We start from the raw sequence: 13622 nt of genomic DNA, 5'->3' as shown, positions 1-13622 counted from the left end.
GCCGCTTCGGGTAGCGTTATGCAGAGCAGCGCTGACGAACAGCGGACGAATGTGACAGCCTTTGGGAGCGATCATGGCCGAGATCATTGTGGTGGGCGTGGACGAGAGCGACACCGCCAGGAAGGCAGCGCAGAAGGCGGCGTCCCTCGCTGCGGCCTTCGGTGCGGAGCTGCATGTGGCGACTGCCTTCAACACGCATAAGGCAGAGACCCTGCAGTCGATCCACACGCAGAGCGAATCGGACGCTGTCAGCAAGGCGTACCGTACGCTCGTGGCCCAGTACGCCGCAGAAGCAGAGGCCACAGCGTCAAAGATCGCCGAGGAGCTGCGCAGCAGCCACCCAGGCCTGACGGTGATTCCGAAGGCTGTCGAAGGCAAGCCCGGTGCTGCGCTCAGCGACGAGGCCGCCAGGGTGAACGCAGATCTCATCGTGGTGGGCAATAAGCGCGTCCAGGGGATCACCCGAGTCCTCGGCAGCGTGGCGCGGACCCTGGCCGGCGAGACGAAGTGCGATCTCTACATCGTCCATACGCATCAGCACTGAGTGACGTCTGGCCCCAGGCCGTCCTGCCCACTGGCGCTCGCATCTGAGGCGGAATTGCGTACCTCATCGGGGACTCTGAGCGGATCGTGTTCCTGATTCTCGAGAATGGGGTACGCAATTCGACCGGCGAGTGATCCCCGCCACTGCCGCGGCCGGAATGGTCCGGGTGAGCAGGGGCGTTGTGCACCCTTGTGACCGTTGATGAGCCCGCGCGGCCGATGATCGCGCTCCACGGAGTGTCCAAGGCGTATCCGGCCCGCGACGAGAGTCGCACCGTCCGTGCGCTGCATGAGATCACCCTGAGCATCCGGGCGGGCGAGATCCTCGGCGTCGTCGGGCAGTCCGGCTCCGGAAAGTGGCTCATCGCAGATGAGGGTGTAGTAGGGGTCTGAATCCTCCGGTGTCCAGCATGGCTCGGGTGATGTAGTTGGTCAGGTTCCTGAATCCCAGGGCGGTGCCGCGCAGGTGCTCGAGCCGGCCGTTGATCGCTTCGGTGGGGCCGTTTGATGTGCCGGGTCGGTCGAAGTAGGCCAGAATGTCGGCGGCGCGCTTGTTCAGGGTTCGGCCCAGTTTCTTGACCTCTATCAGCTTCGCGGGGATTCCGCGGCGCAGCGAGGTGATGACCTCTTGAAGGAGGTGCTCGCCGTCCTTCTTGGAGGGGTGTCGGTAGGCGGCGACGATCTTCTGGTACACGCTCCAGGTCGCTTCGACTTCGACGTGCTCATCAGCGGCGAACACTCTGGTCAGCTTCCTCTCCTGGGGTTGGGTGAGCAGGTCAGCCCCGGTGCGCAGAGTCTTACGAGCCCCGTAGAGCGGGTCGCCAGAACGTCCCCGGTGGCCGGTGGTCTCACGTTGAACTCGTTGCCTCGTCTGGTCCAACGCGTCGCCGGCCAGAGCAACGACGTGGAAAGGGTCCATGACTGCGGTAGCTTCTGGGAGCTCTTCGGCGGTGGCGGTCTTGAACCCGGAGAACCCGTCCATGGCCACTACCTCGATCTCCTCCCGGAAGTCCCTGCTTTGGGCCTCCAGCCAGGTCTTGAACACGGCCTTAGAGCGGCCGGGGACCATGTCCAGCAGCCGGGCAGGCCCAGTGCCCGCACGCACTGGGGTCAAATCGATGACCACGGTGACGTAGTGGGATCCGCGGCCGGTATGGCGCCAGCAGTGCTCATCGACCCCGATGACCCTGGGTTGCCCCCGGAAGTAGGTCCACGCGTTATGCGGGCCGCGGTTTCTTCAATGGGTACAGATTTCAGCATACTCAGCCGGGCTGCGGTACCCGAGCGCTGAGTGGCGCCGGATGGTGTTGTATTCCTTCTTCCAATCCGTGATGATCACCCGAGCATGGGTCAAAGACCAGAAGCTGGTGATGTTCAGGCACTCATCCCGGATCCTGCTGTTGAAGGACTCCACGTACCCATTGCGCCACGGCGCACCCGGCGGGATGTAGTGGATCCCCGTGACCTCCCCGGCCCAGTCGGCCATCGCGTGGCAGATCAGCTCCGGGCCGTTGTCACACCGTAGGACCTCTGGAAGCCCCCGGTCAGCGGCGATAGCGTCGAGGTGGGCGGTGAGGTCATCACCGGTGATGCTGCGGGCCACGATCCCGCCCAGGCATTCGCGAGTGTGCTCATCGACGATCGAGGCGATCTTGATCGCCCGGCCCGTCTCATCGGCGTCGAATTGGAAGTCCACCGCCCACACCACATTCGGCGCGTCCGCCTGCGGGGCTTCCGCGGTGGAGGACCCCACGCGTTTGCGTCGACGTCTCACCGGAACCCGCAGGCCCTCTTCACGCCAGAGCCGCTGGACCTTCTTATGGTTGACCGCCCAGCCCTCGGCTCGGGCATCATGATAGGCCCGCCGGTAGCCCCAGCGCGGGTGGTCCTTTGCATAAGCCCGTAGCCAGGCCCGCAGCCCAGCATCAGGATCACCAGCGTTCTCAGACTTCAGTGCCCGGCGGAAGGCGGATCGGGCAAGCCCGGCCAGCGCGGTGGCTCTGCGTTCACTGATGCCCATGGTGGCCATCAGGTGTCGCGCAGCTGCTCGGCGCCGGTCCGGGCTTAGAAGTTTCCCTCCGCCAGCTCCTTCAGCGCGGCCTTCTCCAGCTCCGCCTCGGCCAGGAGCTTCTTGAGCCGGTCGTTTTGCTTCTGAAGTTCCTTCAGCCGTTTGGCGTCTTCGGCTTTGAGCCCGCCGTATTGGTTCTTCCACCGGTAGTAGGTGGCCTCGGTGACTCCCAGTTCGCGGGCGGTGGCGGCGACGTCGTGGCCTTCTGCCTGGAGCTTCTCAGCGTCTTGGAGCTTCCGGATGATCTGTTCCGGGGTATGGCGTCTTCTCTTGCTTGTCATGGTCACACCAGTTTTCCTGCCCGGAGCGTCGGGCGCTAGTGCGACTCTCATAACTCGTGGACCGAAATTAGGGGGTCATGCCAACCCTCACGCCGTCGAGCCGCGCGGGGTCCTCGATGAGCAGTTGCCTGCCAGCAGTAAGGACAGCGTCGTTGACGGTGTGCCACGAGGATGCCAGTGCGGCAGCGACCCTAGCAATCGACATCCGGTCGATCACCACTGATTTCAGCGCCCACAGCACCGCATGTCTGCTGAGCTTCGCCCGCGGTTCGGCGGCTGCAGTGGTGTCCTGCCGCCAGACCCGTGCGCAGTCGGCGCACCGGTACCGGCGGACCCTCACCCACAAGGTGGTGGGCCGCCACCCCAGTGGCAGATGCGCAAGCTTCCGCACCACCGTGCCCGTGGGACGCCTTGGCCGCCACAGTTCCGGCACCACCGATCATCCTCGGTGAGACGGCATTCCAGGACTGCTCGGTCGCGCCGGGTCTGCTGGCCAGTGACCGTGAGTCCGAGGGAGTCGAGGAGGCAGAAGCTGTTGAGGTCAGGACAGGTGAAAGTAGGCTTAGGCACGTCGAGGTCTTTCAGATGGGCAGTGTAGGAACTCCCATCTTCGGAAGACCTCGACCTCTATCCACCCACCGCCACGCCGACCCCGCCACTCGTCCCTGCTTCTACACCCTCAAACGCGAAGAGCCGTCGAGGTCCTCCTGAGGCATGGTGATGTGCTCGCCGTCGCCGGCCACGGTGCCGGGGGCGGTCTTCATCATGATCTCTGCGGTGCCGTCGCCGTCGAAGTCATAGACCAGGAACTGGGTGTAGTGCGCTCCGGCGCGGATGTTGGGACCCAGCTCGATGCGGTTCAGCAGCTCGCCGTCCAAGGTGTAGGTGTCCACGTACACCTCGCCCGTGTAGCCCACCTGAGAGACGTCCTTGGAGTTGCTGGGGTCCCACTTGACGACGAACTCGTACTGTCCGTCACCGGTGACGTCGCCGACTGAGACGTCATTGGCGTGATAGTCGTACTCTTCGCCCGCCGGGGTGGTGCCGGGCTCCGGCTTCTGCAGGGGCAGGTCATAGTGGCCGTCGGCCCAGACCTCAGCTTCGCCGTCCGGGCCGTTGTGCGCAGCGTTGCCCACCGGGGTGACGGTGTAGGTCGCGTCCGCGCCGCCGTCGGGGTCGTGGAAGTTGGTCGAGTCGTTGACTGTGGCGATGCGCTCGCCGTCGCGCAGCACATGGAAGTTCGGGCCGTTCATGCCGTGACCGGTGGCGCCGGAGACTTCGTCGCCGAGTAGGCGCCAGCTGAGGTGCACACCGTCCTCGGTCCCGACGGCGACCAGGCCGCGGTCCAGGGCCTCCAGCTGGTGGCCGGTCTGATCGTTCTGTGCGGCGACCTGTGATGTGGCGACCGGGCCGGCTGACACCGATCCTGCGGTCAGGCTCAGCACGGCGGCGCAGCCGACGGCGGCCGCGGCGGTACGAGCTGAACGGGTGGTGCGGACGGTGCGAGTAGTACTGGTGGTGCGGGCGGCGGATGGTCCTCGGCTCGGCGCGGTATCGATCCCTCTGGTCAGTGGTGAGCAGTTCTTGGGCATGTAACGTGGCTCACACTAAGTGGATAGCGCATTCCCAGGCAACAGTGATGCCGAGAGCGCATGAGGCATGAGGGCACGAGTCCGGTCGGGCCTGGCAGCGGGCTGCCCCTGCGAAACTGACTCGGCCGCGGAGCTACCCGTCGGGCTAAAGCTGCAGCTGAGGTTGGAGGGAGCGGAACTCGAGAGACGGCGCAGCGTCCGGTGTGAGCGTGAGCAGCGCGTAGCCTTCACCTCCGGCCTCGCCCGCCTTGTGGGTGTGGACGCTGCCCGGGTAGGCGATCAGGGGGGCCTCGGAGAGAACCATGGGTTGGTGAACGTGGCCGAGGACCCAGGCGTCGTACTGGACTTCCTGCAACGCTCGGACAGTTGTCGGGGCGCAGGCCCGGTTGCTCCATTCACCGGTCAGGCTGGTGTGGAGGAGTCCGATGTTGATCATGCCTGAGACCGGGGTGGGGTACCCGCTGCCGAGGTCTCGCAGCTCATCCCTGTCCCGGACCCCCTGGCCGTGCACAGCAATGTTCATCTCGTGCCACAGCACAGTGTCGGAACCATCTCGACCGAGTGGCCCTCTGCCGACCCACCGGGCGGACCCGGGGAGATGCAGCTGTTCGGTGAGCGGAGATTCGACGTCGTGATTTCCACCGATCACCAGTGTGGGCAGGCCGGCTTCGTGGAATGAGGCGAAGAGGTCCTCGGCACGTGCCAGGGCGCGTTCACTGGCGTCGTGGCGGTCGAAGACATCACCGGCACAGAGGACCGCCTCAGCTTCGGAGCAGAGCAGCTGCTCCTGCAGCTGATCGATCGCTGAATACGCGTCCTCTGTGGCCTGGGCTTTCGGGATACCGGTGCCTTTGACGGGTGCTCCGATGTGGAGGTCTGAGATCAGGGCGATGGTGTTCAGGGTTCGTCATCCTCTCGGGGTGAGGTATCTGCGGCGGAGAGAGTCGACGATCACCAGCACGGCGGTGGAGCCGAGGATGCCGATGACGGTCATGGCCATAGCCTCTGCGCGGAAGCCCTGATCGAATTCGCTCATGATCCAGGGTGAGAGCAGAGGGTACGATCCGGGGCGGAGCAGGGAGGAGATCACCACTTCGCGGAAGGCCAGCAGCAGACCCAGGAGCCAACCTGCGACGATGCCAGGCATCAGCAGGGGCAGCATGACTCGCAGGAACGTCTGGGCGGCTGTCGCGCCGGAGGCATTCGCCGCCTCCAGGTAGCGCTCATCGACGGTGCTGCGTGCGGTCTTGACGTTCTGGACGACCATGGGCAGCAGAACCAGGGTGTAGCCCAGCACCAGCATCCACGAAGAGTTGTAGGGGCTGGCCGGAAGCCAGGGCGAGTTCCAGAGGAAGATCAGGCCGATCGCCATGACGATGGTCGGCACAGTGTCTGAGCCCACGGCCAACAGGTCCACTCCGCGGCCGATCGGATGCCGCTTCAGGCGGGCCGAGGTCAAGGTGCTCGCCACCGCGATGACCGTTGCGATGGTCGCTGCGATGAGCGCGAGGGACGCGCTGTTCTGGAGCGCCTGCTGACCGCTGCTGGAACGCAGCACGATGCCGAAGAAGTCGAAGGTGAGGTTCTCCGCGGAGAGAGGCTGTGACCGCAGCACCGTCATCGCGCCGATGAAGATCCCCACATAGGGAATGATGACCGAGACCAGGGCGACGGCGGAGAGCCAGAACCACCCCAAGGCTTCAGCCCAGCGGCTGAGCGTCACTCCGGCCCGGCGTCGGGCACGTCCGCCGAAGGGCTGTTCGCGGCGACCGATCCACTGTTGAAGGACCCACGCGGCACAGCCCAGCCAGAGCAGTACGCTGGACAGGGCCGCGGCGGTGGGGAAGTCCAACGGGTTGATGGTCACCGAGCGGTAGATCTCGGAGACGAGGACCGGAAAGCCGATCTGGTTGCCGAGCGTGACCGGTGTGCCGAACTCCCCGGAGGCGCGGATGAAGACGATCAGCGCACCGAAGGAATACGCAGGGGTGCAGAGCGGGAGAAGGATGCGGGTGAAGCGCTCTCGGGGCGAAGCCCCAGAGACTGCCGCGGCCTCATCGACGCTTCCGGGGACCGCGTCCAGGTAGTTGCGGAGGATCAGGTAGAGGAACGTGAAAACCTCGCTGGCCATCACCAGCGCCATGCCGAAGGGGCTCAGGATGATGGTCCGGACGAGATCGCCGCCGCCCTCGCCGAGGATCTGATCGGCGAGGCCGTTGAAGCGGGTCACGTCGATCCACGCCAGCGCTGAGACGTAGGGCGGTGTCATGAAGGGCAGCATGAGCAGGACGTCGATCCACCGGTGACGGCGCATCTTCGTCCAGGACATGAGGAACGCCAGCGGCGCGGCCATCGCTGTTGCGACTGCCACCACCAGGAGCCCCAGCATCACCGTGTTTCCGAGGGTGCGCAGGTGGCGGGGGTCAGTGAGTTCGGGCAGCGCGGAAGGCTGGTCTCCATACCCGATGACAGCACGGATGAGCACCATGGACAGAGGCGCGGCGACGCCTATGATCAGCAGGATCAGCAGCGGCGTCGCCGCGTTCCGTGTTCGGCGCTCCTGAGCGGTGAGCGGCATGGAGGGGATGAACCTCAGCTCAGGTAGCGGGAGACGAACTCGTCGAGGATGTCCTCGCCGTCAGCCTCGATGGCATCGAGGTCGTAGTCGAGCAGGTCCACGTCCTCGTAGTCGACGTGTTCCGCCGGAACAGAGGGCTGGGCGGGGATCATGTTGTTCCCTGCGGATGCTTCCTGTCCCTGCTGAGAGAGGAAGAAGTCCACGAGGGCCTCTGCGTTCTCCGGGTTGGGCGCCTCGTCGAGGATGAAGAAGGGGCGTGGGGAGACCATCGTGCCGGAATCTGCGAAGACGACTTCAAGCGCTTCGCCGGAGTCGATGGCGGAGTAGGCGGAGTAGTCGACGCCGCCGAGGACTGCGGCATAGGAGCCTGCGGTGACGGCGTCGAGTGCAGGTCCGTTGGCGCCCTGGACGTCCATACCGTTCTCAAAGAGGGCGTCGAAGAGTTCCCAGGTCTCGTCTTCGCCCCATGTTGAGACCATCGCGGCGATCAGGTCGCGGGCGGTGCCCGACTCCCGCGGATCCGGCATGAGTACGAGGTCCTCAAACTCATCGCCGGCGAGGTCCTCCCAGTCGCTGGGCGTGGAGGGGGCGGCGTTGGTGTTCACCGTGAGTGCCAGTGCGGAGCCGTCCCGCCCGTAGAAGCCGTCCCCGATCCAGTCTTCGTGGATCTGATCGGAGGACTCCGGGGTGTAATCCGCCACATGTCCTTCTGAGGCGTAGGCGGAGGCCGGGCCCCAGGAGGCCAGGTAGACGACATCGGCCTGGGGGTTCTCCCACTCGGCGTCGAGGCGGGCAGTGATGGAACCGGTGGTGTCTCCGTAGATCTCCACGTCGACGCCGGTGAGTTCGGTGAACTCCTCGGCCAGTTCTTCGTTGAGCCCCTGGGGGTTGGCGGCGTAGAGGGTCACGGAACCTTCCAGGTCCTCCGGCGCTTCCCACGCGATCTCGGAGTCGGCCGCGGCGGCGTCGTCCCTGTCTTCGGAGTCGGCCTCGGCCTTTTCGGCGCTGCCGCAGGCGCTCAGCGCCAGGACGGAGAGCAGACCGAAGGCACTCAGGGTTCGGAGGGGGTGGTCAGACAGGTTCTTAGGTGCACTCATCGTGTTCCTTCGGGTGTTGTCGATGTGATGAAAGGTCAGGCGGGCTGGCGCATGCCTGGTGCTCGGATCGGTTCTGGTGCTGAGCCCAGGGTGAGCACGTGTTCGGGGGATACGGAGAGACGCAGCAGGCTGTCGAGTTCCACGCGAGTGGAGGACTCCACTGCCCAGTGCTCCTCAACGCCTTCGACCTGGCAGCGGACGAGGTAGCGGCCGCCTGTGTAGGTGCAGGCCAGCGGGGTGGCTTCCAGCAGGATTGCGTCCGGATCCGACGGCGCGGCCGGGTCAGACAGTGCGGCCGAGTCCACGGCGGTGACGTTCTCCGGGCGCACTCCTTCAGTTCTCCCGTTGCGTCGGAACGCTGGAGGGAGTTTGTTGAACGTCCCGACGAACTCAGCCACGAATTCATGAGAAGGATGTCGGTAGAGGGTCTCCGGGGCGTCGAACTGGAGGATCTGCCCGGCGTGCATCACCACGATGCGCTGGGACATCGCCATGGCCTCTTCCTGGTCATGGGTGACATAGAGCGTGGTGAGGCCGAGGCGGCGCGTGAGTTCGACGAGCTCCATGCGCAGCTGGGCGCGAAGGGTCGCGTCGAGTGCGGAGAAGGGCTCATCCATCAGCAGCACGTCAGGGGCGGCCACCACCGCGCGGGCGATGGCGACCCGTTGCTGCTGGCCTCCTGAGAGCTGATGCGGCATCTTGTCCGTGAACTTCTCCATCCCGACGAGGGCGAGTGCTTCTTCAGCCTGAGCCTTGACTTCGCCGCGCTGTGAGTTCCCGCCGCGGCGCGCGGACACCTGGAGAGGGAAGGCTGCGTTCCCAAGGACGGACAGGTGGGGCCAGAGGGCAAGGTCCTGGAAGACCATCCCGATCCGGCGTCGGTTCGCTGGGGTGTCCTTCACCGTGGGTCCCGTGACGACTCGGTCGCCGAATCTCACGGTGCCCTGGTCAGGAGACTCCAAGCCGGCCAGGCAGCGCAGGAGAGTGGACTTCCCACAGCCGGAAGGGCCCAGGATGCTGACGAACTCGCCAGCGCGGATCTTCAGATCCGTGGGATGGAGCCCGGTGCCGTCGCTGAAGATGCGAGAGAGCCCTTCGATCTCAATGCTGATGCTCGCGTTCTTCGTCGTCTGTTCCACAGCGAAGCAACCTACGGGCTCCCAGTGAATCTCCAGAGTACGTTCGGTGTATTTGGAGTGAGCGTAGGGTGAAAGTAACCGGATCCCGTTGAATGTTGCGTCAACGCTGGGGCGTGGAGGCTGGGTTGTCACCGAACGTGCTGTGGTGCGGTCATGAAACTCGGGCACGGGCAGAATGGTGGTGATGCTGCACCGTGCCCGCCTCGAGGATGCCCAGGCCCTGCATGCGCTGCGGGAAGAGCTGGCGCAGTGGCAAGAGGGCATCGGGATCACCCAATGGTCTCCTGGCGAGACCAAGCCCTCCGATTTCCTGGAGCAGATCTCTCGCCAGGAATGGCACCTCGTAAGGGACGGCGACCACGTGGCCGCTGCTGTCCGGATCCTCGACGGCGATCCGGACATCTGGCCCGATTCAGGCATCGCGCCGGCAGGTTATGTCCATGGCCTCATGGTTTCCCGCACTCACGCCGGCCAGGGGCTCGGGCGCCGAGTGCTCAGTGCTGCCGAATCGATGATCTCCGCCCGCGGACATCGGTTGGCGCGGCTGGACTGCGTCACCTCGAACGACGCGCTGCGCAGCTACTACGGAGCCCGGGGCTACACCGAAGTGGGATCGCACAGATTCCCGCCCGAGCGGGGTTGGCGTCCTGTGACGCTCTTCGAGAAGCGCCTTGCTGATTGAGGGTGAGGGACGCGGCTGCAGGTATCGGCCTGTGCCGGGCAATGATCTGGTGGGCCCTGTGGGGATCGAACCCGCGACCAACGGATTATAGGTTCCGCACCCCATCCCGGGTCCGCAGAAGAGCAAGAAGTGCTGGCAGTACGGCTGCTCCACTCGCCCAGTCACTCGAGCAATGCTGCTGACCTGAGGGCCCGGAACTTCCATGTGCGGGGGCAGAGGATGTAGCTCATGATGCGCAGAGAATGTAGCGTAAGAAATGCAGAGAATGTAGCGTAGGAGCATGTCCTACTCGCCTCGCAGCGTCGACGCTCTCCTAGATCACCTGGTGCAGGAAGCCCCCGCTGTCGCACTCGATGGACCTAAGGGTGTCGGGAAGACTGCGACCGCGTCCCGCCGCGCTCAGCATGTCTGGAACATGGAGATCCCTGAGCATCGCGAGCACGTGATGGCCGATCGAACGCTGGGGAACCTTCCATCGGGGACCTTGTTCCTCGATGAGTGGCAGAACTATCCCGATTCCTGGAATGCGGTGCGCCGTGCCGTGGACAACGGCGCAGATCCGGGACGATTCGTTCTGGCTGGAAGCGCCACTCCTCGGCCGGGCAGTGGAACCCACAGCGGTGCTGGCCGGATCCTTTCGGTACGCATGCGCCCCATGGGCCTGCACGAGCGAGGACTCGCAGACCCGAGCGTAAGTCTCGGCGACATGCTTTCTGGAGCGGGCTCCGACATTGCGGGATCGGCCGACTTTTCTATCAGTGATTACTACGACGCGATCGTCTCCAGCGGCTTCCCTGCAATACACAACAAATCCCCGCGATTGCAGAAGAGCTACCTCGATTCCTATCTGCAGAGGATCATCGACCGGGACCTGCCAGAACAGGGCCATTCAGTCCGCCGTCCTGGCACTCTGATGCGGTGGCTGAAGGCGTATGCCGCTGCATCCTCCACCACCTCAACTCAGCAGAAGATTCTCGACGTAGCTGGCGAAGACGGTGAGCGACCAGCCCGGACTACAGTGAACACTTACCGAGAGTTTCTGACCAAGCTGTGGCTGCTTGACCCCATTGAGGCGTGGAGCAACGAATCCAACCCCTTCAAGCAGCTCCAGACGGTGCAGAAGCACCAGCTTGCTGACCCAGCGCTGGCCGCAAGACTGATGGGCCTGACCTCCGGCCGCCTTGCAACCCCTGCGGCAGCAGACAAGGCTGGGAAACTCTTCGAATCCCTTGCCGCACTGACTGTCAGAGTGATCGCCGAGGCTCACAGCGCCTCGGTGGGGCACCTTCGCTCGTATGACAACAGGGAGGAGGTTGACCTCATCGTCGAGGGTGATGAGGGCCAGATCATCGGCATTGAGGTGAAACTGTCGCCTGACTTCAGGGACCAGGACCTCAGGCATCTGAAATGGCTCCGTGAACGTATGCCTGATGACGTGGTCGACCTCATGGTCATTTCGACAGGCGAGAAGGCCTACCGTCGCGCAGACGGCATCGCCGTAGTACCCCTGGCGCTCCTCGGGCCTTGAGCGAATGCCACACCATGGATAACCGTGCTGAACGTGGAACGGGTAGTCAATTCTGCACTTGCCGCGGGACAACCGATTCGGGCTTCGATCCTGCTGGAAGCTGGCGTATTCAGGGGTGGGCCCTGTGGGGATCGAGCCCACGACCAGCGGTTTAAAGGCTCATCGCAGATGAGGGTGTAGCAACGGTCTGAAGCCTCCAGTGTCTAGCAGCGATCTCGCGATGTAGTGGGCGAGATTTCTGAACCCCAGTGCAGTGCCGCGCAGGTGCTCGAGCCTGCCGTTGATCGCTTCTGTAGGCCCGTTAGAAGTGCCAGGCCTCTCGAAGTAAGCCAGGATGTCCGCAGCCCGGCGATTGAAGGTCCTCCCCAGGCTGATCAACTCCTGCAATCGGCGGGGCACCGCCAGGCGCAGTGAAGCGATGACAGCCTCGAGCTGTTTCTTGCCCTCGCTCTTCGAAGGGTTGCGGTAAGCGGCCACGATCTTCTGATAGATCCTCCAGGTCGCCTCGACCTCGACGTGCTCATCCACAGCGAAGACTCCGGCCAGTCGACTGTGTTGCTTGCCGGTGAGCAGGTCAGCGCCGGTCCGAAGCGTCCTCCGGGTTCCGTAGAGAGGATCACCAGAGCGTCCCCGGTGTCCCAGGGTGTCTTGTTGGACCCGCTGCCGGCACCGATCGAGTGCATCCCCGGCCAGGGCGACGACGTGGAAGGGGTCCATCACCGCGGTCGCCTGCGGGAGTTCCTCGGCGGCGGCGGTCTTGAACCCGGTGAACCCGTCCATGGCCACCACCTCGATCCCGTCCCGGAACTGCTTGTTCTGGGCGTCGAGCCAGGTCTTGAACACCTGCTTCGAACGCCCGTCGACCGGGTCTGCTGAAGGTTCGGTTGACTTCAAGACTGCTTAGAAAGCAGGAAGGATGGAAGTCATGCCGAAAGTCGTCTACACCGAGGAGTTTCGCCGGACCGCCGTGGAGCTGGTTGCTGGCGGGATGAGCCAGAAGCAGGTCTGCGCGGATATGGGCTGCTCGAAATCTGCGCTGCAGTCCTGGGTCCGGGCCGCGAAGCTCGAAGAGCACGGGATCGAGCCGGCTAAGGATGCTGAGGAGTCTCGGGAACAGGCGAAGATGCTGCGCCGGATCCGTGAGCTGGAGCAGGAGAACAAGGTCCTGCGCGAAGCTGCGGCGTATCTCTCCCAGGCGAATTTGAAGCTGGGTGGGGCCTCCCCAAAATGATGTTCCCGCTGGTCCGTGACCTTGCCGCCGCCGGGGTGCCGGTGGCGGTGACCTGCCGGGTTCTGGGTTTCACCAAGCAAGCGTTCTACAAATGGGCAGCAGCCCCGATTTCTCAGCGGGATTGGGAGGATGCCCACCTGCTCAACGCCGCAATCGATGTTCATGCTGATGACCCGGAGTTCGGGCACCGGTTCATCGCCGATGAGCTCGCCGCCGCCGGGTACCGGGCCTCTGAGCGGCGGGTGTGGCGGCTGTGCTCACAGCAGCAGATCTTCTCCGCCACTCAGCGCAAGGGCAGGAAGAATCACAAGAAGCCAGGCCCGCCAGTCTGTGATGACCTGCTGGCCCGGGATTTCACCGCCACCAGGTCGAATCAGAAATGGCTGGTGGACATCACCGAGCACCGTACCGGTGAGGGCAAGCTCTACCTATGTGCGATCAAGGATGTCTTCAGCAACCGGATCGTAGGCTATGCGATCGATTCCAGGATGAAATCACGGCTGGCTGTGGCCGCCCTGCATGATGCGGTTTCCCGCCGCGGAGGACCCTCAGAAGTGGCCGGATGCATTGTCCATTCGGATAGAGGGTCGCAATTTCGTTCACGGAAATTCCAGCGGGCGCTGAAGGGATACAAGCTGGCTGGGTCCATGGGACGGGTCGGGGCTGCTGGGGATAACGCGGCGATGGAGAGCTTCTTCTCGACGTTGCAGAAGAACGTGCTCAACAGGCAGTCCTGGGCCACCAGGGATCAGTTGCGAGCCCGGATCATTCACTGGATCGAAGCGACCTATCATCGCCGCCGCCGACAGCGGAGGCTGGGTAAGCTGACTCCGGTCGAATACGAGACCGTTCACAAGGATGCCGTCGCCCTGGCGGCATAAGC

The 13622-nt window shown here is 64.2% G+C and carries 10 protein-coding genes and 4 pseudogenes; 5 read left to right on the top strand and 9 right to left on the bottom strand.

Annotated features, from left to right (window positions below; all coding sequences use genetic code 11):
• The first annotated feature begins 73 nt into the window (after positions 1-73).
• Both JOF45_RS10950 and JOF45_RS10945 read left to right on the top strand, forming a co-directional pair.
• Positions 74-544 carry a universal stress protein gene (locus JOF45_RS10950; RefSeq protein ID WP_210049797.1) on the top strand — a complete coding sequence of 157 codons (471 nt, stop codon included), beginning with the start codon at positions 74-76 and terminating at the stop codon, positions 542-544.
• A 191-nt stretch (positions 545-735) separates the two neighbouring features.
• Entirely contained in the window at positions 736-936 is a 201-nt protein-coding gene (locus tag JOF45_RS10945) for a hypothetical protein (protein WP_210049795.1), read from the top strand.
• On the opposite strand, the pseudogene JOF45_RS10940 reads toward JOF45_RS10945, so the two are convergent.
• From JOF45_RS10940 to JOF45_RS10905, 8 genes and pseudogenes are all read right to left on the bottom strand, one after another.
• Positions 905-1729, bottom strand: a pseudogene (locus JOF45_RS10940) (ISL3 family transposase); the annotation flags it as partial. The gene JOF45_RS10945 and the pseudogene JOF45_RS10940 overlap by 32 nt on opposite strands.
• A gap of 51 nt (positions 1730-1780) precedes the next feature.
• Positions 1781-2892, bottom strand: a protein-coding gene (locus tag JOF45_RS10935) for an IS3 family transposase (protein ID WP_210051256.1) whose coding sequence is annotated in 2 segments (ribosomal slippage) — positions 1781-2622 and positions 2622-2892 — 1113 coding nt in all. Because the reading frame shifts where the segments join, the coding sequence is not laid out codon by codon here.
• A gap of 82 nt (positions 2893-2974) precedes the next feature.
• Positions 2975-3462: pseudogene (locus tag JOF45_RS10930) on the bottom strand (transposase family protein); the annotation flags it as partial.
• Between the two features lie 101 nt (positions 3463-3563).
• Complete coding sequence (locus tag JOF45_RS10925) at positions 3564-4484, bottom strand: rhamnogalacturonan lyase family protein (RefSeq protein ID WP_210049794.1); 921 nt, start codon at positions 4482-4484, stop codon at positions 3564-3566.
• A 145-nt stretch (positions 4485-4629) separates the two neighbouring features.
• A complete protein-coding gene (locus JOF45_RS10920) occupies positions 4630-5367 on the bottom strand; it encodes a metallophosphoesterase family protein (protein WP_342591507.1) in 738 nt (245 codons plus the stop codon).
• Between the two features lie 24 nt (positions 5368-5391).
• The gene (locus JOF45_RS10915; RefSeq protein ID WP_210049792.1) at positions 5392-7062 is read right to left on the bottom strand and encodes an ABC transporter permease; all 1671 of its coding nucleotides are present in this window, start codon (positions 7060-7062) and stop codon (positions 5392-5394) included.
• 14 nt (positions 7063-7076) lie between these two features.
• Positions 7077-8159, bottom strand: a complete 1083-nt coding sequence (locus JOF45_RS10910; protein ID WP_210049789.1) for an extracellular solute-binding protein — start codon at positions 8157-8159, stop codon at positions 7077-7079.
• A 35-nt stretch (positions 8160-8194) separates the two neighbouring features.
• A complete protein-coding gene (locus JOF45_RS10905) occupies positions 8195-9298 on the bottom strand; it encodes an ABC transporter ATP-binding protein (protein WP_210049787.1) in 1104 nt (367 codons plus the stop codon).
• A 184-nt stretch (positions 9299-9482) separates the two neighbouring features.
• Here JOF45_RS10905 and JOF45_RS10900 point away from each other — a divergent pair, with 184 nt between their 5' ends.
• Together JOF45_RS10900 and JOF45_RS10895 are read left to right on the top strand one after the other, a co-directional pair.
• Positions 9483-9980, top strand: a complete 498-nt coding sequence (locus JOF45_RS10900; protein WP_210049785.1) for a GNAT family N-acetyltransferase — start codon at positions 9483-9485, stop codon at positions 9978-9980.
• Positions 9981-10260: 280 nt separating this feature from the next.
• The gene (locus JOF45_RS10895; RefSeq protein ID WP_210049783.1) at positions 10261-11508 is read left to right on the top strand and encodes an ATP-binding protein; all 1248 of its coding nucleotides are present in this window, start codon (positions 10261-10263) and stop codon (positions 11506-11508) included.
• A 159-nt stretch (positions 11509-11667) separates the two neighbouring features.
• Here JOF45_RS10895 and JOF45_RS10890 read toward each other — a convergent pair.
• Positions 11668-12378: pseudogene (locus JOF45_RS10890) on the bottom strand (ISL3 family transposase); the annotation flags it as partial.
• 55 nt (positions 12379-12433) lie between these two features.
• Here JOF45_RS10890 and JOF45_RS10885 point away from each other — a divergent pair.
• Positions 12434-13620 (top strand): annotated as a pseudogene (locus tag JOF45_RS10885) (IS3 family transposase).
• Positions 13621-13622 lie beyond the last annotated feature (2 nt).

Source organism: Nesterenkonia lacusekhoensis, assembly GCF_017876395.1.
Lineage (GTDB): Bacteria > Actinomycetota > Actinomycetes > Actinomycetales > Micrococcaceae > Nesterenkonia > Nesterenkonia lacusekhoensis.
Note: the sequence above shows the minus strand (reverse complement) of the source record. Positions and strands in the feature narration are given on the sequence as shown.